This is a genomic window from Alcanivorax sp. HI0044 (assembly GCF_001634945.1).
Genome location: NZ_LWEZ01001184.1, coordinates 1 through 19,961 on the forward strand (window position 1 = coordinate 1; position 19,961 = coordinate 19,961).

20 protein-coding genes are annotated in these 19,961 nt (G+C 58.9%); 18 read left to right on the top strand and 2 right to left on the bottom strand.

Annotation, left to right across the window (positions count from 1 at the left end):
* The 15 genes from A3730_RS15700 to A3730_RS15770 form a co-directional block, all read left to right on the top strand.
* On the top strand, positions 1-678 hold a 678-nt coding region (locus A3730_RS15700), incomplete at its 5' end, for an efflux RND transporter periplasmic adaptor subunit (RefSeq protein WP_063538411.1).
* A complete protein-coding gene (locus tag A3730_RS15705; protein WP_063521548.1) occupies positions 678-3,782 on the top strand; it encodes an efflux RND transporter permease subunit in 3,105 nt (1,034 codons plus the stop codon). The genes A3730_RS15700 and A3730_RS15705, both read left to right, overlap by 1 nt.
* A 317-nt stretch (positions 3,783-4,099) precedes the next feature.
* Positions 4,100-5,530: a cytochrome-c oxidase, cbb3-type subunit I gene (gene ccoN, locus A3730_RS15710; RefSeq protein ID WP_063538413.1), complete on the top strand. Its 1,431-nt coding sequence runs from the start codon at positions 4,100-4,102 to the stop codon at positions 5,528-5,530.
* Positions 5,531-5,540: 10 nt separating this feature from the next.
* Positions 5,541-6,176, top strand: a complete 636-nt coding sequence (gene ccoO / locus A3730_RS15715; RefSeq protein WP_063521377.1) for a cytochrome-c oxidase, cbb3-type subunit II — start codon at positions 5,541-5,543, stop codon at positions 6,174-6,176.
* Positions 6,173-6,340, top strand: a complete 168-nt coding sequence (locus tag A3730_RS15720; protein ID WP_063521376.1) for a CcoQ/FixQ family Cbb3-type cytochrome c oxidase assembly chaperone — start codon at positions 6,173-6,175, stop codon at positions 6,338-6,340. Before ccoO ends, A3730_RS15720 begins: the two co-directional genes overlap by 4 nt.
* The gene (gene ccoP / locus A3730_RS15725) at positions 6,337-7,254 is read left to right on the top strand and encodes a cytochrome-c oxidase, cbb3-type subunit III (RefSeq protein ID WP_063521375.1); all 918 of its coding nucleotides are present in this window, start codon (positions 6,337-6,339) and stop codon (positions 7,252-7,254) included. Before A3730_RS15720 ends, ccoP begins: the two co-directional genes overlap by 4 nt.
* 100 nt (positions 7,255-7,354) lie before the next feature.
* Complete coding sequence (gene ccoG, locus A3730_RS15730; RefSeq protein ID WP_063521473.1) at positions 7,355-8,767, top strand: cytochrome c oxidase accessory protein CcoG; 1,413 nt, start codon at positions 7,355-7,357, stop codon at positions 8,765-8,767.
* Entirely contained in the window at positions 8,736-9,254 is a 519-nt protein-coding gene (locus A3730_RS15735; RefSeq protein ID WP_063521474.1) for a FixH family protein, read from the top strand. Before ccoG ends, A3730_RS15735 begins: the two co-directional genes overlap by 32 nt.
* A complete protein-coding gene (locus A3730_RS15740) occupies positions 9,251-11,617 on the top strand; it encodes a heavy metal translocating P-type ATPase (RefSeq protein ID WP_063538415.1) in 2,367 nt (788 codons plus the stop codon). Before A3730_RS15735 ends, A3730_RS15740 begins: the two co-directional genes overlap by 4 nt.
* Entirely contained in the window at positions 11,596-11,847 is a 252-nt protein-coding gene (gene ccoS / locus A3730_RS15745; protein ID WP_063520860.1) for a cbb3-type cytochrome oxidase assembly protein CcoS, read from the top strand. The genes A3730_RS15740 and ccoS overlap by 22 nt, the downstream gene beginning before the upstream one ends.
* On the top strand, positions 11,837-12,619 hold the full coding sequence (locus A3730_RS15750) for a sulfite exporter TauE/SafE family protein (RefSeq protein WP_063520861.1): 783 nt from the start codon (positions 11,837-11,839) through the stop codon (positions 12,617-12,619). Before ccoS ends, A3730_RS15750 begins: the two co-directional genes overlap by 11 nt.
* A gap of 73 nt (positions 12,620-12,692) precedes the next feature.
* Entirely contained in the window at positions 12,693-14,066 is a 1,374-nt protein-coding gene (gene hemN, locus A3730_RS15755; RefSeq protein WP_063538417.1) for an oxygen-independent coproporphyrinogen III oxidase, read from the top strand.
* 35 nt (positions 14,067-14,101) lie between these two features.
* Positions 14,102-14,857, top strand: coding sequence for a fumarate/nitrate reduction transcriptional regulator Fnr (fnr, locus tag A3730_RS15760; RefSeq protein WP_304439504.1), 756 nt, complete (start codon positions 14,102-14,104; stop codon positions 14,855-14,857).
* Positions 14,854-15,786: a universal stress protein gene (locus tag A3730_RS15765; protein ID WP_063519414.1), complete on the top strand. Its 933-nt coding sequence runs from the start codon at positions 14,854-14,856 to the stop codon at positions 15,784-15,786. Before fnr ends, A3730_RS15765 begins: the two co-directional genes overlap by 4 nt.
* Positions 15,787-15,807: 21 nt before the next feature.
* Positions 15,808-16,113: a hypothetical protein gene (locus tag A3730_RS15770; RefSeq protein WP_007149397.1), complete on the top strand. Its 306-nt coding sequence runs from the start codon at positions 15,808-15,810 to the stop codon at positions 16,111-16,113.
* Between the two features lie 34 nt (positions 16,114-16,147).
* On the opposite strand, the gene yaaA is transcribed toward A3730_RS15770, so the two are convergent.
* On the bottom strand, positions 16,148-16,933 hold the full coding sequence (gene yaaA, locus A3730_RS15775) for a peroxide stress protein YaaA (RefSeq protein WP_063519413.1): 786 nt from the start codon (positions 16,931-16,933) through the stop codon (positions 16,148-16,150).
* Positions 16,934-17,007: 74 nt separating this feature from the next.
* Here yaaA and A3730_RS15780 point away from each other — a divergent pair, with 74 nt between their 5' ends.
* Both A3730_RS15780 and A3730_RS15785 read left to right on the top strand, forming a co-directional pair.
* Entirely contained in the window at positions 17,008-17,490 is a 483-nt protein-coding gene (locus tag A3730_RS15780) for a hypothetical protein (RefSeq protein WP_063519412.1), read from the top strand.
* Between the two features lie 73 nt (positions 17,491-17,563).
* Positions 17,564-18,400, top strand: a complete 837-nt coding sequence (locus A3730_RS15785) for an MBL fold metallo-hydrolase (protein ID WP_063519411.1) — start codon at positions 17,564-17,566, stop codon at positions 18,398-18,400.
* A gap of 38 nt (positions 18,401-18,438) precedes the next feature.
* Here the strand turns inward: A3730_RS15785 and corA are convergent, their stop codons facing one another.
* Complete coding sequence (gene corA / locus A3730_RS15790; RefSeq protein WP_063519410.1) at positions 18,439-19,389, bottom strand: magnesium/cobalt transporter CorA; 951 nt, start codon at positions 19,387-19,389, stop codon at positions 18,439-18,441.
* 148 nt (positions 19,390-19,537) lie between these two features.
* On the opposite strand from corA, the gene A3730_RS15795 reads away from it, so the two are divergent.
* Positions 19,538-19,961: alpha-ketoglutarate-dependent dioxygenase AlkB (locus A3730_RS15795; protein WP_231883975.1), on the top strand; the 424-nt coding region annotated here is incomplete at its 3' end.

Genomic DNA, 19,961 nt, shown 5'->3' on the forward strand with positions numbered 1-19,961 from the left:
GAATCCCAGGTGGAGGCCAGCAAGGCGGCTCTGGCGGCCAGTCAGGCCGAGGTGGGCCGCCAGCAAGCGTTGCTTCAGCGCCACACTCTGAAAGCGCCGTTTCCGGGGGTTATCAGCGCCAAGCTGACCGAGGTGGGCGAATGGGTGGTGCCCGGTACGCCAGTGCTTGAGTTGGTGGGTACAGGTTCTCTGCATGCAGATTTCGCGGTGCCTCAGCGTTATTACTCCCAGATCAATACAGGCACCCCGCTTACGATTCGTCAGGAAAAGGCAGGCACCCAAACCCAGGCAGCCGGCGAACGGACCATGGCCGCGAAGATAACGGCTATTGTGCCGGTGAATGACCCGGCCGCCCGAACATTCACCCTGCGGGCAAGCCTGAATTCGAAAGATCTAACCCCGGGCATGGCCGTATTCGGCAACCTGGCCATTCAGGCCCCGAATGCGGAGCCGGTGGTGCCCCGCGATGCCCTGCTCCGCGATGTTCAGGGTAATGTGTCGGTGTGGGTTGTGGTCACGGATGACGATAAGGCAGTCGCCCAGCGGCGCGCCATCAAGGTGCGATCGGGGCAATCCGATCCGGTAATCGTTTTGGAAGGCCTCAGCAAGGGCGATCAGGTGGTAATCCGTGGAAACGAAGGGTTGCGAGACGGTGATCGTGTTCAGGTGACCCGCTGATGTTTGAACGGATTGTTCGTAACGGCACCCTGATGACGGTGATCGTGCTGATCATCACCCTGCTCGGCGTGCTTGCCGCGCTGCGTATTCCTGTGCAGATGATCCCGGATCTGGAAGTGCGCACCATCAGCGTGCTAACACGCTGGTCCGGCGCCACGCCCCAAGATGTGGAAAAGGAAATTTTGATTGAGCAGGAAGAATACCTGCGCAATCTACCCAATCTGCGTCGCCTCACCGCTACCGCCTACAGCGGCGAAGCGGAGATCGAGCTGGAATTCCCCTTTGGCGTGGATATTACCGATGCGTTGATCCGGGTGAACAACGCGCTCAGCCAGGTCCCCGCCTACCCGGATACGGTGGACCAACCACAAATTCTCTCCTCTTCGTTCTCCAGCAATTCCTTCATGTATTTCAGTGTCTACCCGCAGGCCGGCAACCCCCGCGGCCTGGACATGGACATGATGCGTGACTTTATTGACGATGAAGTTCGCCCGCGCATGGAAAGCGTGCAAGGCGTTTCCATGGTGGAAATGCGTGGCGGTGCTGAACGGCAGATTCAGGTGCTGCTCGATGCCCAGGCTTTGGCCCAGTTCGGGCTGACCGTAGTGGATGTGCGCGATGCCCTTCGCGAACGCAATCAGGATATTTCCGGCGGTGAAGTAGATAGTGGAAAGCGGCGCTACCTGCTTCGCACCGTGGGCCGTTTCGAAAATCTGGATGATCTCAACGATTTGATTTTGCAGCGCCAGGGTGACTCACTGGTGCGCTTGCAGGATGTGGCCACCGTGGTCATGGATCACTTCCCCGTGCGGCAGATATCCCGCTTTAACGGCAATCCGGTGATCATGCTGGCAGTCCGCCGGGAAACCGGCTCCAACGTAATCGACATCAAGCAGGGAATGCTGGAGCAGGTCGACCTGATTAAAAAGGAGGTGCTGGAACCGGCCGGCATGGACATGTCGCTAATGTCCGACGACGTGCGTTACGTGGAGGCCTCGGTGGCCAACGTGTGGATCAATCTCGGCATCGGCGCCCTCTTCGCCACCCTGGTCATGTTTTTGTTTCTGCGCTCGGTACGCATTACTGCGGTAGGCGTGATTGGTATTCCCATCTGTACCATCGCTGCTTTCCTGGGGCTGTTGCTGGCCGGACGAACCATCAATGTCATCTCCATGGCGGGCATTGCTTTCGCTATCGGCATGACCCTGGATAACTCGATTGTAGTGCTGGAAAGCATCGAAATGGAGCGGCGCAAAGGGCTTGATCGAATCCGCTCAGCGGTGAGCGGTATCCAGAAAGTGTGGCCGGCGGTGTTTGCCTCCACCATGACCACGGTGCTGGTATTTCTTCCGGTGGTGTTTATTCAGGAAGAAGCCGGGCAACTGTACTCCGATATTGCCATTGCCGTTTCCGCTTCGATTCTGGTCTCCATGCTGGTGGCAATGACGGTGATCCCCACCCTCTCCGCCCGGCTGGATTTCTCCGCCGTGATGGATCATGACGGTGAACACAGCCGGTGGATGCGAGCGATCAATCGCTGGGCCACACAGTTATTAGCCACCCGCCCGCGCCAACTTGCCACCCTGGGCATTACGCTGGCAATTGCCACCGCCATTGTGGTGTTCCTGACCCCGCCAGCGGAATATCTGCCCGAGGGTGAAGAGCCCAAGACCTTTGCCAGCATGAACGCCCCGCCCGGCTACAATCTGGAGACCATGGCCGCGATTGCTGACGAAGTGGAAGCAGAACTGTTGCCGTTGGTAGGCCAGGACCCGCAGGCCTATGACCGCGGCGAACTGTCCATGCCGCCACTCAAGTACATGAACCTGGGCGTCAGCGCCGAGAACCTGCGCATCATCGCTGAACCCATGGACCCGGCCCATATGGAACCGATGATGGACGGGATTACCCAAGTTTACCGGCAATACCCGGGTATGCGTGCCTTCGCGGCACGCGGCTCGATCATTTCCAGCAACGATGGCGGCACCCGCAGCGTGACGCTGGATGTGGCGGGCAAGGATCTGGCTGAGATTTATGATGTGGCCAGAACGCTGTATCGGGAAGCGAAAACTGTCTTCGACAATCCGCGCATCCAGTCCCAGCCCGCCAGTCTGTCGCTGGCCCAGCCACTGATTGAAGTCCGCCCCATCTGGAGCCGCGCGGCGGAGGTGCGTTTCTCCACCCGTGATTTGGGCTATACCGTGGCGGCGCTCACCGATGGCGCCTTCCTGGATGAATTCTTCCTTGGTGACGACAAGGTGGATATCTACGCCTATAGCGACCGTACTGGCAGCTCGCCGTCTCTGACCACCTTGCCCGGCCTGCCGGTACATACCCCTATTGGCGCCACTGTGCCGCTATCGTCTCTGGCTGACCTTCAGGAAACCGTGGATACCAGTGTGGTTCGCCGGGTTAATGGCCGCCGCACGGTGACGCTGAATATCATTCCGCCCCGGTCAGTGCCGTTGGAAAGCGGCGTGGCCCTGGTGCGCACCATGGTCCAGCGGCTGCGTGACAACGGGGCCATTCCGGACACCATCAGCATTAGCCTGTCCGGCGCCAGCGACCAGCTGCAGGCAACACAACAATCGCTCAGCGGTAACTATGTGGTCGCCCTGCTGCTGGTGTATTTGCTGCTGGTCGCCATTTTCAAACACTGGGGCTACCCACTGCTGATCATGACCACCATCCCACTGGGCATTGCCAGCGGTTTGCTGGGCCTCGCGCTGATAAATGCCGCTGGTATCAGTCAGCCTTTCGACATGATTACCATGTTGGGCTTCCTGATTCTGATGGGCACGGTGGTGAACAACCCTATCCTGATTGTTCACGAAGCCACCCTGAACATGCGTGCCGGCAGCATTGCTGCGCAGGCGGTCAGCGATGCGGTGGCATCGAGACTGAGGCCCATTGCCATGACCACCATCACCACGGTTTGCGGCCTTGCCCCGTTGGTGCTGATCCCCGGTGAAGGGACGGAGTTATATCGCGGGGTTGGTGCCATCGTGCTGTTCGGCTTGCTCGGCACCGCCATCGTCACTGTTACTTTCCTGGCTTGCCTGACGGCGCTGATTTTTGGCCTGTCCCGCAATTCTTCTGCGTAGATTCAAAAATATCCCCGCTTTCCGTTGACCTCACCCCCTAAATTGCCCACAAAGAGAGTGTGCATTTGGACGCAAAAGGGGTGGGGCAAAATGTCCTGCCTGGATGTGCCGTATCGCTATCGCTATTTCACTTAGTCCGAAATAGTATAGCGATATTCCCGTACAGCATTTGCGGCTATTGCCCGCAATTGGGGTGCGGACGCCCAGGCTTGCCGATCAAGGCGTGAGCAACCGACAGCGCCACTTGATCTGCATCAAAAAGGACCGCGTTTGTGCCTGTTACAGTCAGCTCGCACAAAAATCGGAAGGAAACGCACATGGAAAATGCTGTTGCTTCGCCAGATTACAACTACAAGGTTGTTCGGCAATTCACAGTTATGTCTGTGGTTTGGGGGATCGTGGGTATGGCGGTGGGGGTGTTTATCGCCGCCCAACTCGCCTGGCCTGCCCTGAACTTCAATATCCCCTGGTTAAGCTTCGGGCGTTTGCGCCCCCTACACACCAATGCGGTCATTTTTGCCTTCGGCGGCTCAGCCCTCATGGGCACCTCCTACTATGTGGTCCAGCGCACCTGTAGCGCGGTCCTGGCATTTCCCAAACTGGCGGCATTCAGCTTCTGGGGCTGGCAGGTGGTGATTGTCGCCGCTGCCATTACGCTCCCCCTGGGCTTTACCTCCACCAAGGAATACGCCGAGTTGGAATGGCCCATCGACATCCTGATCACGCTGGTCTGGCTGGCCTATGCGGCCGTATTCTTTGCCACCATCGCCAAGCGCAGGACCTCGCACATTTATGTGGCCAACTGGTTCTACGGTGCCTTTATCATTGCCATCGCGTTGCTGCATGTGGTGAACAACCTGGCAGTACCGGTTTCCCTGATGAAGTCCTACTCCGCCTATAGCGGCGCCATCGATGCCATGGTGCAGTGGTGGTACGGCCATAACGCGGTGGGCTTTTTCCTGACTGCCGGCTTCCTGGGCATGATGTACTACTACGTGCCCGTTCAGGCCCAACGGCCGGTGTATTCCTACCGCCTTTCCATTGTGCATTTCTGGGCCCTGATCGCGGTTTACATGTGGGCCGGGCCGCACCACCTGCACTACTCCTCCCTGCCCGACTGGGCTCAATCCCTGGGCATGGTGTTCTCCATCGTGCTGCTGGCGCCCAGCTGGGGCGGCATGATCAACGGCATGATGACCCTTTCCGGGGCCTGGCATAAGCTGCGCACCGACCCGATCATCCGCTTTATGATTGTGGCGCTGTCCTTCTACGGCATGAGCACGTTCGAAGGCCCGATGATGGCCATCAAGACAGTGAATGCGCTCAGCCATAACACCGACTGGACCATCGGCCACGTACACGCCGGCGCCCTGGGCTGGGTTGCCATGATCACCATCGGGGCCACCTATGTGATGGTGCCGCGCCTGTTCGAGCGCAAACAAATGTACTCCATCTCCTGGATCAACACCCACTTCTGGCTCAGCACCATTGGTACGGTTCTCTACATCGCCTCCATGTGGGTGTCCGGCATTATGCAGGGGCTCATGTGGCGCGCGGTGAACACCGACGGCACCCTCACCTACAACTTCGTGCAGGAGCTGGTCGAGCGGCATCCGTTCTACATCATTCGTTTGCTGGGCGGGATCATCTTCCTCAGCGGCATGATCCTGATGGCCGTCAATGTCTATAAAACCGTCCGTGCCGAACGCGACTGCCGCGGTGAAGACAACGTGCAGCAGGCTGACTGAGGAGAACGACATGTCTAACGCTCATGAAGTAGTAGAAAAGAATGTCGGCCTCATGATTGTGCTGACACTGATCGCCGTCAGTTTCGGGGGGCTCGCAGAGATCGTGCCGCTGTTCTGGCAGAAAGCGACCACCGAGCCGCTGGAAACCCTGGAGCCCTACACCGCCCTGGAGATGGAAGGCCGGGATATTTACATCCGCGAAGGCTGCCATGTCTGCCATACCCAGATGGTGCGGCCGCTGCGCGCTGAAACCGAACGCTTCGGGGCCTATTCCGTGGCCGGTGAAGATGTGTGGGAGCATCCCTTCCTGTGGGGCTCCAAGCGCACCGGGCCAGATCTGGCCCGGGTGGGCCTGCGACCCATCACCGAGCAATGGCACCGCGAGCACCTGCGCGATCCACGCCAGGTGGTGCCCGAATCCAACATGCCGGCTTACCCCTGGCTGCAGGAAACCCCGGTGGATTGGGATCTGACCGAGCGCAAATTGTCGGTATTCAAGAATGCCTTTGGTGTTCCCTATACCGATGAAGACATCGCCGAGCAGATGAGCAAGGTCAACGGCGAGTGGGCTAACGCCACGGAAGAAGATGCACTGGTGGCCTACCTGCTGTCGCTGGGTCAGGAACGCAAGGAGGCTGTGCAATGAGCTATCACGCCCTGTTTACCCTGGTGTTCTTCCTGGCATTTGTTGCCATGGCGGCGTGGGTGTATCGCCCCAGTCGCAAAAAAGATTACGAAAAGCTCGGCTATATCGCGCTGGATGCGGACGAGCGAACAGCCGGGAACCTTGATAAGGGGGACGAGCAATGAGTGACTTCTGGAGTTGGTTCATTATCGTCATCGTCGTTATCAACCTGCTGGGTTGCGGCGGCCTGCTGCTGTGGAATAACCAGATTTCTGCAGAGGAAGCCGCCAAGGAGACCACGGGCCACAGCTTCGACGGCATTCAGGAGCGCAACGCTCCCCTGCCCCGCTGGTGGCTGTTCCTGTTTATCGGCACGCTGATTTTCTCTGCCGTGTATCTGGTGCTGTACCCCGGCTTCGGGAAGTTCGACGGGGTGCTGGGCTGGACCAGCGATAACCAGTATCAGAAAGAAGTGGCCGTGATGGAAAAAAGCACTGGCCCGCTGTTCGAGCAATATGGGCAAGTCGCCATCGAGGAGCTGGTGGAATACCCGGAAGCGCTGGCAGTAGGGGGTCGCCTGTTCGCGAACAACTGCGCCATTTGCCATGGCTCCGATGCCCGTGGCGCCAAGGGCTACCCCAACCTGACCGATGACGACTGGCTGTACGGTGGCGAGCCGGATCAGATCGTCACCTCCATCACCAAAGGGCGCAAGGCAGCCATGCCCCCCATGGCCGCAGCCATCGGCAACACCGATGAAGCAGTACGGGACATGGCGCTGTATGTGCAAAGCCTGAGCCGACCAGGCCGGGTCAAGGACAGCCAGAAGGCCGCAGCGATTGAGCGGGCCAAACCCAAGTTCGCCATGTGCGCTGCCTGCCACGGGCAGGACGCCAAGGGGAATATCATGATGGGGGCGCCGGATCTGACCGATACCACCTGGCTTTACGGCCCCCGCGTGGAAGATATCGAATACACCATTCGCCACGGCCGCGCGGGCCACATGCCGGCCCATGAAAACCTGCTCAGCAAAGAGCGCATTCATGTAATCGCAGCCTATGTGTACAGCCTGTCCCGGAACGCTGACACCGCGGAGTAATCCGCGGGGCAGCCCTGGTTTCTACAGGCAAGGTGCCACCGCCCATCATTCGTAGCAGTGAAGGGATGCCGGCGGCGCAAAGGTGTTAGCGGAGAGTAGTATGTCGGACCCCAAGCGCATCAAGGTCACGGATGCCACCGATGGCGGCAGCGTGAGCTTGTACAGCAAGCGCGAGCGCATTCAGGTTAAATCCGTTTCCGGACGTTTCCAGTTTATCCGCGACGTCACCATTCTGGCGACCATGGGCCTTTACATGATCCTGCCCTGGGTGCGCTGGGACGGCCAGCAGGCGGTTCTGTTTGATTTGCCGGGGCGTCAGTTCCGTATTTTTGGTGCCAGCTTCTGGCCCCAGGACTTTCTGTTGCTGTCCTGGATCCTGATCCTGGCCGCATTTGCCCTGTTCTTTGTTACCGTGCTGGCGGGCCGCGTCTATTGTGGCTACGTCTGCCCGCAGACCACCTGGACCCGCTTCTTTCAGTGGATCGAGTTCTGGTGTGAAGGTGATCGCCACAGCCGTATAAAGATGGACAGTGCCCCCTGGACGGCAACCAAGATCATGCGCCGTGGCAGCAAGCATGTGCTCTGGCTGATGCTTGCCTTGCTTACCGGCATTACCTTTGTCGGTTACTTTTCCCCGATTACGGATTTGACCACCCGCTTGCTCAGCTTCAGCTGGGGTGGCTGGGAGCTCTTCTGGGTGGGCTTCTTCACAGTGGCGACCTACGGCAACGCCGGGTTCATGCGCGAACAGGTATGTCTCTACATGTGCCCCTACGCCCGTTTCCAGAGCGTCATGTTCGACCGCGACACGCTGATCGTGTCTTACGACGAACAACGCGGCGAACCCCGTGGCCGTGGTGCCAAAAAACGCCAGCAGGAAGATACGGTAGTGGAAAAAGGCGACTGCATCGACTGCGGCATGTGTGTTCAGGTCTGCCCCACTGGCATCGATATTCGTGATGGGCTGCAGTATGAATGCATTACCTGCGCGGCCTGCGTGGACGCCTGTGACGACGTCATGGATCATATCGGCAAGCCACCCGGGCTGATTCGCTACACCACCGAAAACGCCCTGGAAGGCTTTAAGACTCGCATTCTGCGCCCCCGACTCATCGGCTATGGCGCCATCCTCATCATCATGGGCAGCCTGTTTATGGGCACCTTGTACAGCCGTGTGCCACTGCAGGTCGATGTGATTCGAGACCGGAATCAGCTCTACCGCACCGCCAGCAGTGGCGAAGTGGAAAACATCTATCGGCTGGAAATTCAGAACAAGGGCCAGCACAGCCACCGGTATGTGCTCACCATGAAAGGTCCGGATGGCCTGCGCATGAAGAACCGCACTGAATTCACCCTCGACGGCGGCAAGAAACTGTCTTTGCCGGTGACAGTGAGCTATGACCCTTATGAGGTGGAAATGGAATCCGCGCCGATCTGGTTTACGGTAACGGCACTGGATGATCCTGACCTGGAGAAACGCCATGAATCCCGATTCATTGCCCCAGGGCGATGAGCTTCCCTGGTACCGCTACCCTTTTTTATGGCTGGCAATCCTGCTGCCCGCCACATCGGTAGTCGGCGGCCTAACGCTGCTGTATATCGCCATCGTTAATGCCGACACGCCCGTGGTAGACGAATGGTACAAGGAGGGGCGAGCCATCAACCGCTCCGTGGAGCAGGAGCGTCTTGCGGCGCGCCTGGGTATTCGCCTTGAACTGGGCCAGGTGGGCGCTGGCATTCAGGCGCGCCTTAGCAGCGAGGCGGGCATTCCCATGCCCGACACCCTGAACGTCTCCCTGCGCCACCCGACGCTCCCGGAACGGGATGTCACCCTTGCCCTGGAACATATTGAAGGCGCCCTGTACCGCAGCGACGGCACCCTGCCCCATGATGGTCGCCGTGCCGCCACGGTGACCGCCTCCGGCGATCACTGGCGCCTGCATCAGACTGTCATGGCGCAAGGCGACAACCTGATCCTGGGGAAAACCGCCACACCATGACTTCTGCCTGCTGGCATTGCAGTAACCCGGCTCCCGCCGGCGCCTTCCCCGCGCAAACGCCTGACGGCCCCCGTGATGCCTGCTGCCCGGGATGCGCCGCCGCCATAGAAACCATTTATGGCTTGGGCCTGGATGACTACTACCAGATGCGCCAGGATGCCGCGCCACAGCCTGACGATCAGCGCCAAGCGCTGGATTGCGCGCTTTTTTCTGTGCCGGAATTGATCGCCCCGCACCTCACCAGCCTTGCTGATGGCCAACGCCTGAAACTGCAGCTGGGTGGGCTAACCTGTGCCGCCTGCAGCTGGTTGATCGAAAAAACGGTGAGCCAACAGCCCGGCGTGCGGCGCAGCAGCGTCAACCTGGCCAGCATGACACTGACCGTGGACTACAGCGGCCAAGCTGAGGCCAGCCAGACCGTACAACGGATTCAGGCACTGGGCTACACGGTGACTCTGCCCGGCGACCCTCGCGCCCGGACCGACGAACAACGTGCGCATAAGCAATTGCTGGGCCGGTTGGCACTGGCCGGGCTGGGCGCCATGCAGGCCATGATGTACTCCACCGCCCTGTATATCGGCGTGTTCGACGGCAAAGACGCGCTTTACGAATGGGTGTTCCGGCTGGCCAGTTTCGCCGTGGCCACGCCGGTGGTGTTCTACTCCGGTTTGCCGTTTTTCCAGGGAGCCTGGCGCGGCCTCAAGCAGGCACGCCTGACCATGGATGCGCCCATCGCACTGGCACTGCTGCTGGCCTGGGCCGGCAGCCTGGTGATGATGGCCACCGGAGGCAGGCACGTCTATTTCGATTCCGCTGCCATGTTTGTGTTCTTCTTGCTGGCCAGTCGCTGGTTGGAGCAGCGTCAGCGCATGACGATCCAGCAAGCTTACCGGCGAGTCAGCGATACCCTGCCCCAGGCCGTACGCCGCCTTGATGGGCAGCAGATAGCGCACTGGATCAGCGCCCGCCAGGTGGCCAAAGGAGATCGCCTGCAGCTAATACAGGGTGACATTATTCCGGTGGATGGGATCCTTATCGAAGGCCGCGGTGCTTTCGACGAATCGGCACTGAATGGCGAGCCTTTGCCGGTAAGCCATGGCATTAATGATCCGGTCCATGCCGGCAGCCGACTGGTGGAAGGCAATATCGTGCTGGAAGCCTCGGGGCCTGCATCCTCCAGCCTGGTGGCAAAAATCGCTGAGCAGGTGGAGCACGCCCAGCACGAACGCGTGGAAGTGGTCAGGGACTGGCAGCGCATCGCGCCGCTGTTTACCGGCGGCATTCTGTTGCTGGCCGCAACGACCTTTATCTGGCACTGGCCCGCCGGCGCTGCCCTGGCGTTTGAACATACCCTGGCAGTACTGGTGGTGACCTGCCCTTGCGCGCTGGCTCTTGCTGTCCCCCTGACCCTGTCATCGACACTGGGCACCGCATTGCGCGAAGGCATCCTGGTTGCCTCACCCCGGCAGCTTCTGCGCTGCACCGCGGTGAAAGGTGTGCTGTTTGATAAAACCGGCACGCTCACCGCTGGCCAGTTTCGTATTGTCGATACAAAGGCAGCCAACAGCACGACGCCGGAGCAGGATCTGTTGGCGATTGCCGCCGCACTGGAGTGGAATAATCCGCACCCGCTGGCAAAGCCCTTTCAGCAATATTCCCGCCACCCCGGTGTCACGGCGCTTCATGCCGACCATACGGGAGTCACTGGCATGCTGCTGGGTAATACATGGCGTATCACCGGTGCGCCGGATCAGGCGCGCCCCGGCACAACCTGCCTGCAGCTGCTTTGCGATAATGAAGTACGGCTTTACGTATGGCTGCAGGACCCAGTTCGCACAGAGGCAAGCGCCGTGGTGAAAGCCCTGACAGGCCTTGGTATCACCTCGCGACTGGCCAGTGGTGACAATGCCCAGGCGGTGAACGCAGTCGCCGATCAGCTGGAAATCCGTGAGCGGCGCTACCAGCAAAAGCCTGCTGATAAAGCCGCATGGCTCGAGCAACTGGAAAGCAGTGCGCCGCAAATGATGATCGGTGACGGCATCAATGATGCCCAGGCCATGGTCGCCGCCTCGGTCTCCGTTGCGACTGGAAATGCGACCAGTCTGGCCCAGCGGGCGGCTGGACTGTTCCTACTTCATGACACGCTCAACGCGGTTCCTGCCCTACCTCGCCTTTCCCGGCTTTGTCAGCGCACCATCCGGCAAAATCTGGCCTGGGCATTGCTTTACAATATCCTTGCCGTCCCGTTTGCTGTCAGTGGTTTGCTGCCGCCCTGGGCCGCAGCGCTGGGCATGTCAGCCAGCTCGCTTCTGGTCACATTCAACGCCACCCGGGTGACTCGATGGAAATTGTCTTCCTGCTGATACCGCTAGCCTTGTTGTTCCTGGCTGGAGCCATTGCTGCCCTCTTCTGGGCGCTGCGCAAGGATCAATTTGATGATCTGGATAACGCGGCCTGGCGAGTTGTGTTCGAAGACAGGGAGCAGCGCAAGCAGGCTAGAACACAGGCGCCAAAAGAACCGCACCACGCTGACAGTTCAGATAAAACAGATAGCACCCAGGATTCACCATCGAGCCCTCGCGATGACCATTGAAGCCCTTGCCTCCCTGATTGCCAGTGCCGCCCTGATCGCCAGTGCCGGCTCCGTCCATTGCATTGGCATGTGCGGAGGCATCAGCAGCGCGCTGACCTTTTCCATCCCGGAAGCCCGGCGTCAGGGGGTGGCCCTGTGGGGGTGGCAGCTGTTATTCGGGCTGGGCCGCGTCGGCACCTACTGCGCCCTGGGTGCATTGGCGGGCCTGCTTGGCGGCACCTTCCTGGCACAACTTCCCGGCCCCTCCATGGCGGTTGGGCTGATACTGTCCGGCCTGTTGATGTTGTTGCTCAGCACGTACCTGCTCGGCCGCGGTGGACTGCTTCAGCGCGTGGAGAGAATTGGTCAGCGTCTGTGGCGGCGACTGCAACCGGTTACCCGCAAGTTGATGCCCGTTGACCACCCGGCAAAAGCCCTGGGGCTGGGGGCGCTGTGGGGGTTTCTGCCCTGCGGACTGATCTATACCGCCTTGGCACTAGCGGCCACTGCAGGTTCGGCCCTGGCGGGGGCGTTGGTTATGCTCTGCTTTGGTGTCATTACGGTGGTGCCAGTCGCAACCACCGGGGTGCTGGCGTCGCAACTACAGCGTTTTCGCCGCGGCGCCTGGCCCGTTCTGGCCGGCGTCCTCACCTTGTGTCTCGCGCTGGTGTTCTTCTGGCAAGCCATGAGCATGATGCAGCATAGCCATGGTGCACACGCCATGCCCTCTCATTCTGCCGCCGAACATGATGTACAAAGGCACAATACGCACCAGCATCACGCCCACCCTTGATCTGGATCAAATAGCGCCGCGCCGGCAGGAGGATAATCAGCCTCACACTGATGTGCGGCCGCAGGAGGCGTCCATGATTCGCTGGAATACATCACTCATTCGGCAGTACGGCGGCCCCGGCCCGCGCTACACATCGTATCCGCCGGCCACCAGTTTTCACGACGACATCAGTGAAGAAGACTTCTGGCTGGCACTGGATGAAGGCAATGTGGCTCGCCGGCCTTTGTCGCTATACATGCACATCCCTTTCTGTGACAGCGTCTGCTATTACTGTGCCTGCAATCGCATTGTCACTGCCAACAAGGCGCGAGGGGCGGAGTATCTGCAACTGTTGAAACGCGAAATCAAACGCAAGGCCACGCGAGTCGACAAGCGACGGCCGGTGACACAGATGCACTGGGGCGGCGGAACCCCCACCTTTCTCGATGACGGACAGCTCACCGAGCTGGTATACGACCTGGCTCGCCACTTCAATTTGCGCGATGACGAACGCAGTGACTATGCCATAGAGATCGATCCGCGCACCGTGGATCAATCCCGGCTGGGATTGCTGCGTGGGCTCGGTTTTAATCGCGTCAGCCTGGGTGTGCAGGATCTGGATCCGCGTGTGCAGAAAGCGGTCAATCGTGTCCAGCCCTATGAGCTGATCCGCGATACCATGGCATGGAGCCGTGACTTTGGTTTTCGCTCTATCAATACCGATCTGATTTACGGCCTGCCCTGGCAGTCTGAATCGAGTCTGGCACGCACGCTGGAGCGGCTGCTGCCACTTCGGCCAGATCGTATCTCCTTGTACAACTATGCCCACCTGCCTTCACGGTTCAAGGTTCAGCGTCAGATCCAGGAGCAAGCCCTGCCCGGCCCGGAAGAGAAGCTCGGCATGCTGACCCGTGCCGGAAAAATGCTTCAGGAGCAAGGCTACCGATATATCGGCATGGACCATTTTGCGCTGGAAAACGACAGCCTGTCCGTGGCACAGAAAAACGGCCTGCTGCATCGCAATTTCCAGGGCTACACCCTGCATGGCGACGCAGACCTTTTGGGGCTCGGCGTGAGTGCGATCAGCCAGCTCGGCAATTTATATGTCCAGAACCACAAGACGCTGGATGGCTGGGGCCGCGACTTGTCGCAGCGCCGTCTGCCGATTGAAAAAGGCTTCATTCTCAATCGCGACGACCAGATCCGTCGGGCGCTGATTATTCAGTTACTGTGCGACCTGTCCGTGGACATGTCCGTATTCAGCGAAACCTGGGGGATTGATTTCCCGGATTATTTTGCGGATGCCCTGTCTGAATGGGTGGCATTTGAGGCGCAGGGATTAGTGGCCATGGAAAAGGATCGGCTGCATATCACCGACAGCGGTCGCCTGGTTAGCCGGGCTCTGGTGATGCCCTTTGACCGCTACACCCGGAAACAGCAGCAAACCCGGTTTAGCCGGATTATTTGACCTTTATTCTACTATTTTCACTCTATACTCTAAGAGTGACGCTTTACGCAGCGATCAACCGGAGTCTGACCGTGTCTCATCATGTTTCCTGCAACGACTGCAGCCTCAGCCCCATTTGCCTGCCCCTGGCAGTGGCCCCGGCACAACTGGACCAGCTGGACCGTATTATCCACCGAGGCCGCCCACTGAAACGCGGCGAGCACCTGTTTCGCGCCACCGACGGATTTGATTCTGTATATGCCGTGCGCTCTGGCGCCCTGAAAACCTATGTGGTCAGCGATGACGGAGAGGAACAGGTCACCGGGTTTTACCTGCCCGGCGAGGTACTGGGCATGGATGGCATCAGTACCGCGCACCATGTTTCCAATGCCAAAGCCCTGGAGACCGCCACGGTGTGCGAGATTCCCTTCTCGCAACTCGAAACGCTGTCCCAGCAGATTCCCTCTCTGCAACATCATTTCTTCCGTTTGATGAGCAATGAAATTCGGGCGGATCGGGAGTTGCACATGCTGCTTGGCAAGAAAAGTGCGGATGACCGTGTAGCCTCCCTGTTGCTGTCACTGTCTGCCAGGCACCAGCGCCGCGGGCTGAGCGATCATTGTTTTCGCCTGCCCATGTCCCGCTACGACATCGCCAATTACCTCGGCATGGCCGTGGAAACCGTAAGCCGTATTTTTACCCGTTTCCAGCAACAGCAATGGCTTCGCGTTACCGGCCGCGATATTGAAATTCTTGATCGTGCCCGCCTGTGCGGCCAGAACCACGATCCCGCTTTGGAGCTCACAGAGTGACAAAACCTGTCGTCGCGATTCTTGACCGTAATCTGAAGGCCGCCCAGCCCGCCCTGAACAAAGCGCAGCGCATCGCGGCTGCGGCCGGGGCGCCGCTCCAAGTCATCGTCAATGCGTATTCTTCCGCTATGGTGCGTGCCGTTGGCCTGGATGCCGAACGCCAGCAGGCGGCCCAGCAACAGATCAGTAAAGCCTGGCACAAACGCGTCGCCGCACTGCTGGGTGAAGATGCAGGCGAGATCCGTGTTCTTTGGGAAAAAGACAGCATGGATGGGTTGCGCAAGGCCATACTGGCGCTGACTCCGTCACTGGTGGTGGTACATACCAGCGACGACAGTGCCCTTCGCCGCCACCTCTTTACCCCAAGGGACTGGCAATTAATTCGCAAGGCGCCCTGCCCGGTGCTTTGCGTGCATAGCAGGGAGTGGAATGCCTCCCCTCGCATTCTTGCCGCGCTGGATCCGGGCACCGGGGAAGCCTCCGATGACCGGCTCTCTGTGCGGGTGCTGGAAGCTGCGCGTCAGCAGGCCGCTCTGCTTGGTGCTGAGCTCACCGCCTGCCACGTGCTCGATGAAATGGATGAAGGCCTGATTATGGTAGCGGGCGAAGCTATTCCGGACTACACCGGCAGCATGGAAAAAGTGCGCGCCTTCCATCGCGATAATTTCTTTAAGTTCGGGGCCGCCCAGGGGCTGGATAAAAGCCAGCTGATCACCCTGAATGGCCCCATTGCCCACAGCTTGGCCAGCTATTGCGACAGGGAAGACGTAGACCTGCTGGTGCTGGGTACCGTGCACCGCAACCTGCCAGAGCGGCTGCTGCTCGGCTCCACGGCAGAGTCCGTGATTACTCGCGTTAACGCGGACGTACTGGTGATCAAACCGGAGGACTTCCAGTCGCCCTGGATCAACAATGACGATGACCAATGACACTCACACTAGAGAGGCTCCATGATGTCAGATAAAAAGGATTTTACCGCCCGCGCCCGTCAGCAGCTTGAGGATTGGGACTACCAGCTGGATCGGCTGTCGGCACGGCTGAACGATTTGCGTGATGAATGGCGCGATGAGGCCCGGGAAAAGCTCAACGAAATGAAAGGCCGGCGCAGCGAGTTCGAGGAAAAACTGGAGCGGCTGGAATCCCATGGCGATGACGCCTGGGATGACATCAAAGCCGGGCTTGAAATCGCCTGGGATGGTCTGAAAACCGGTTTTCTCGCCGCCAAGAGTGAATTCGAAGACAACAAGAAGCACTGAGCACATGAAAACGATGACGCCGGCGCTGCCTGCGTCATCGCCCAAGCCTGTCAGGCGCCCTGCGAAACACCGGCTTCAATGTTGTGGATTCCGCCTGACAATAGCGGTAGCCCGCCACATCAAATTGTTTCAGCTTGCCCGGATCCTTCAATCCTTTTCTGATAATCCAGGCCGCCATCAGGCCGCGCGCCTTCTTGGCATAAAAACTGATAACCTTGTACTTGCCGTTTTTTTCGTCCTGAAAAACGGGCTCAATGATGGTGCCGGCAACGTCCTTCTTCTTCACCGATTTGAAGTACTCGTTGGACGCCAGATTCACCAGGGTATCGGTTTTGGCCGCCTTCATGTCCTTGTTCAGCAAGTCGGTAATGGTGCTGCCCCAGAAGGCATACAAATCCTTGCCGCGAACGTTATCCAGTCGTGTGCCCATTTCCAGCCGATAAGGCTGCATCAGGTCCAGTGGGCGCAGCACCCCATACAAGCCGGAGAGCATGCGGAATCGCGACTGGGCATCGTTGAGCTGGTTGTCTGTGAACGATTCGATGTCCAGGCCGGTATACACATCGCCTTTGAAAGCAAACGCCGCCGGGCGGGCATTTTTCTTGTTGAAGGGGCGAGCCCACAAGGAAAAACGCTCTGCATTCAGATGGGCGATTTTGTCACTGACACCCATCAGGCTGCTGATATCTGCCGGCGAAAGCTGGCGTGCACGCTCAATCAGCACCTCGCTATCGTCAAGCAAGCGGGGTTGCGTGGCTTTCAGTGCCGGTAATTCACTCTCGTAATCCAGCGTTTTTGCCGGCGAGACAACAATCAACATGCCCTTCTCCTTTACATATGCCTGCTGGGATTATATGAATCAGGATAGGTCAGGTCTGCATCTGTGGAGGATAAATGCGCCTATTGCTTGTATTAACTGTGGTTATCGCGGTCTCTGCCCTGTTATGGGGGAGCTGGCAGTGGGGCCGGCGTCCGTTTTTGCTGATCGCCAGTCTGGTGCTGGCCGGATTGATCGTGCTGGCCATCGGTGTCTGGAAAGGCGGCAAGGATGATCAGGTATATTTGCCACCCAAGGGAGTGGAACTGGCCCTTTCGGAAATTCGTGACTCGGAATCCGGCGTGCGGCTTAGCGGCACGGTTCGCAATGAAGGCAAGCAGGATATAGCCGCACTCTCCCTGCAGGCACAGGCGCTGCATTGCCGGTCAGCGGATGATTGTCAGGTCATTTATCAGCAGCCCATTACCCTGCAGATGTATCTGCCCCGCGGCAGTGAATATCAATTTGCGGTTGTCAGCCGTCACCCGGAGGAAAAAACGCGGGTGGATCGCTGGCAACTGAGGGTGGTGGAAAAACTGGCCTACCCGGAAGCGGAATAAGGCACGCAAGACCGGGCTGGCATGATCTGACATGAATCGTCACAATGCGGCTTCCAAACTCCCAGGAGTCATTATGGCATCACTGATTCCCGGCCAGCTCACCCCCATCGGCGACCACGCCTGGCGGGTACTGGCGCGCAACCCGGGCATGATGACCGGGCCAGGCACCAACAGTTATTTGTTTGGCAGGGACAGCCTTACCGTTATTGACCCCGGCCCGGAGGATCAAGAGCACCTGCAGGCATTATTGCAGGCCGCACGCGCGCTGGATAAGCCGATTACTCAGGTCATCGTGACTCACACTCACCGCGATCACTCTCCCGGCGCACTGGCCCTGGTGGCCGCCACCGGTGCTCGCTGCCTGGGACCTTCTGTGCCAGATGATGGGCTGCAGGATGAAAGCTGGCATGCGGACCGCCTGTTAACTGAAGGCGATACGGTGAATTGTGGCGGTGTCAGCCTGACAGCCATTGAGACCCCGGGCCATGTGGGAAACCATCTTTGCTACCTGAGCGAACAGGGTTTGCTATTCACCGGCGACCACTTGATCCAGGGCTCCACGGTAGTGATCGCCCCCCCTTCTGGCTCCATGCAGGCGTACTTTGCTTCGCTGAGAAAACTGCAAAATCGGGGCATTACCCTGATGGCTCCAGGTCATGGCGATGTCATCAGCCAACCGGAAGACACCCTTTCACAAACCCTGGCCCACCGGCAGAAACGAGAAGACAAGGTAGTCGACTGCCTGACGGCAACGGCGCAACCATTGGCAACACTGGTGACGGCGGTATATGACGATGTGCCAGCCTTTTTGCACGGAGTGGCACAGCTTTCGTTAAGTGCTCATCTGATCAAGCTGGCCGCAGAAGGCAAGGCATCTGAAACGGCGAGTGGCTGGGCGTTGCAATCCTGACGCCCGACGCCGCCTTTCACCAAAGATCAGGCCACCCGCTATAACCAGCCCTTTCGTTTGAAATACCAGTACGGCGCCATGCCGGACAGCACCATCAGCCCAATGGCCATGGGGTACCCAAAGCGGAAATCCAGCTCCGGCATGACCTCGAAGTTCATTCCGTAAATGCTGGCAATCATGGTGGGCGGCAGGAACACCACCGCCGCGATGGAAAAGATCTTGATGATCTGATTCTGCTGGATATTGATGAAGCCCTGGGCTGCATCCATCAGGAAGTTGATCTTGTCGAACAGGAAAGTCGTGTGTGACAGCAGGGTATCCAGGTCATGCTGGATTTCCGCACAGGTACGCCGGCGCACCTTGTCCGATCGCACATAGCGCTGAATAAACGAGATGGATCGCTGGGTATCCATCAGACACAGGCGGATTTTCCCGTTGGTATCTTCCAGCTGTGCCAGGCGTTCAATGTCCTCTTCCAGCTCCCCGTTTTCTTCTTCAAGCACGCTATAGCCGACTTTTTCCAGGTCCCGGTGCACGTCTTCCAGGGCATCCGCCAGATTTTCCACTTTCTGGTCGAGAATACTCAGCAGGATGTCCAGGGGTTGCGATACCTTGACCCAGCCCCGCCGCACACGCAGGCGCAGCAAGCGGAAATCCGGCAACCGGGAATCGCGGAACGAGAGCAGCCGCCCTTCCTGTACCACAAAGGCCACCGTGGAAGTCCGGGCCCGACCTTCCGACTGGAACAGGAACAGGGAGTGAACGTGGAGCCCCTGCTCATCACTGAAAAAGCGGGCCGAGGCTTCAATTTCTTCCATGTCGTCGGAATCGGGCAGTTCCGCCTGGAGAAATTGCTGGACCAGGTTCCGCTCGTCTTCCTCGGCATCAACCAGGTCGATCCAGCTGCCGTCTTCTGCCAGGGACGGCATGATGGTGTCCACATCCTTTTCGCGCAGGACACCATTTTCGATTCGAAAGATATGCAGCATGATGTTTCCCTGATCATCCTCGCCGGCAGCGGCCGGCAATCTTTATAGAGCCGTTATGTGTTTACCGACAACCGGGCCTCAGGCTCGGCAAACTGCTTCCCTTATCGACCTCAGTAGCAATGCGCAGCTGCATCACTGGGCGGGTTTGATGGGGCCACCCCAAGCAGACCGACTGCTGGCTACGTTAAGCCAGACTCTGGATTGGCAACAACCCAAGGTTACCGTGTATGGGCGGCAGCACCCAGTCCCGCGGTTAACCGCCTGGCATGGCAATGCCGGGCTGCGCTATCGCTATTCCGGGCATACGCACACGGCAGCGGGCTGGCCTACTGCACTATTACCGATCAAGACAGCTGTCGAGCAAGTGACCGGAAAAACCTTTAACAGTGTGCTGGCCAATCTGTACCGTAATGGTGACGACTGCATGGGTTATCACAGCGATAACGAACCGGAGCTGGGCCATACACCTTGGGTGGCGTCCTACAATCTGGGCGCTTGCCGGGAGCTGACTTTTCGGCCGAAAGGCCCGGGCAGCCAGCGCCAGTGCCTGAGTGTGCCACTACATCATGACG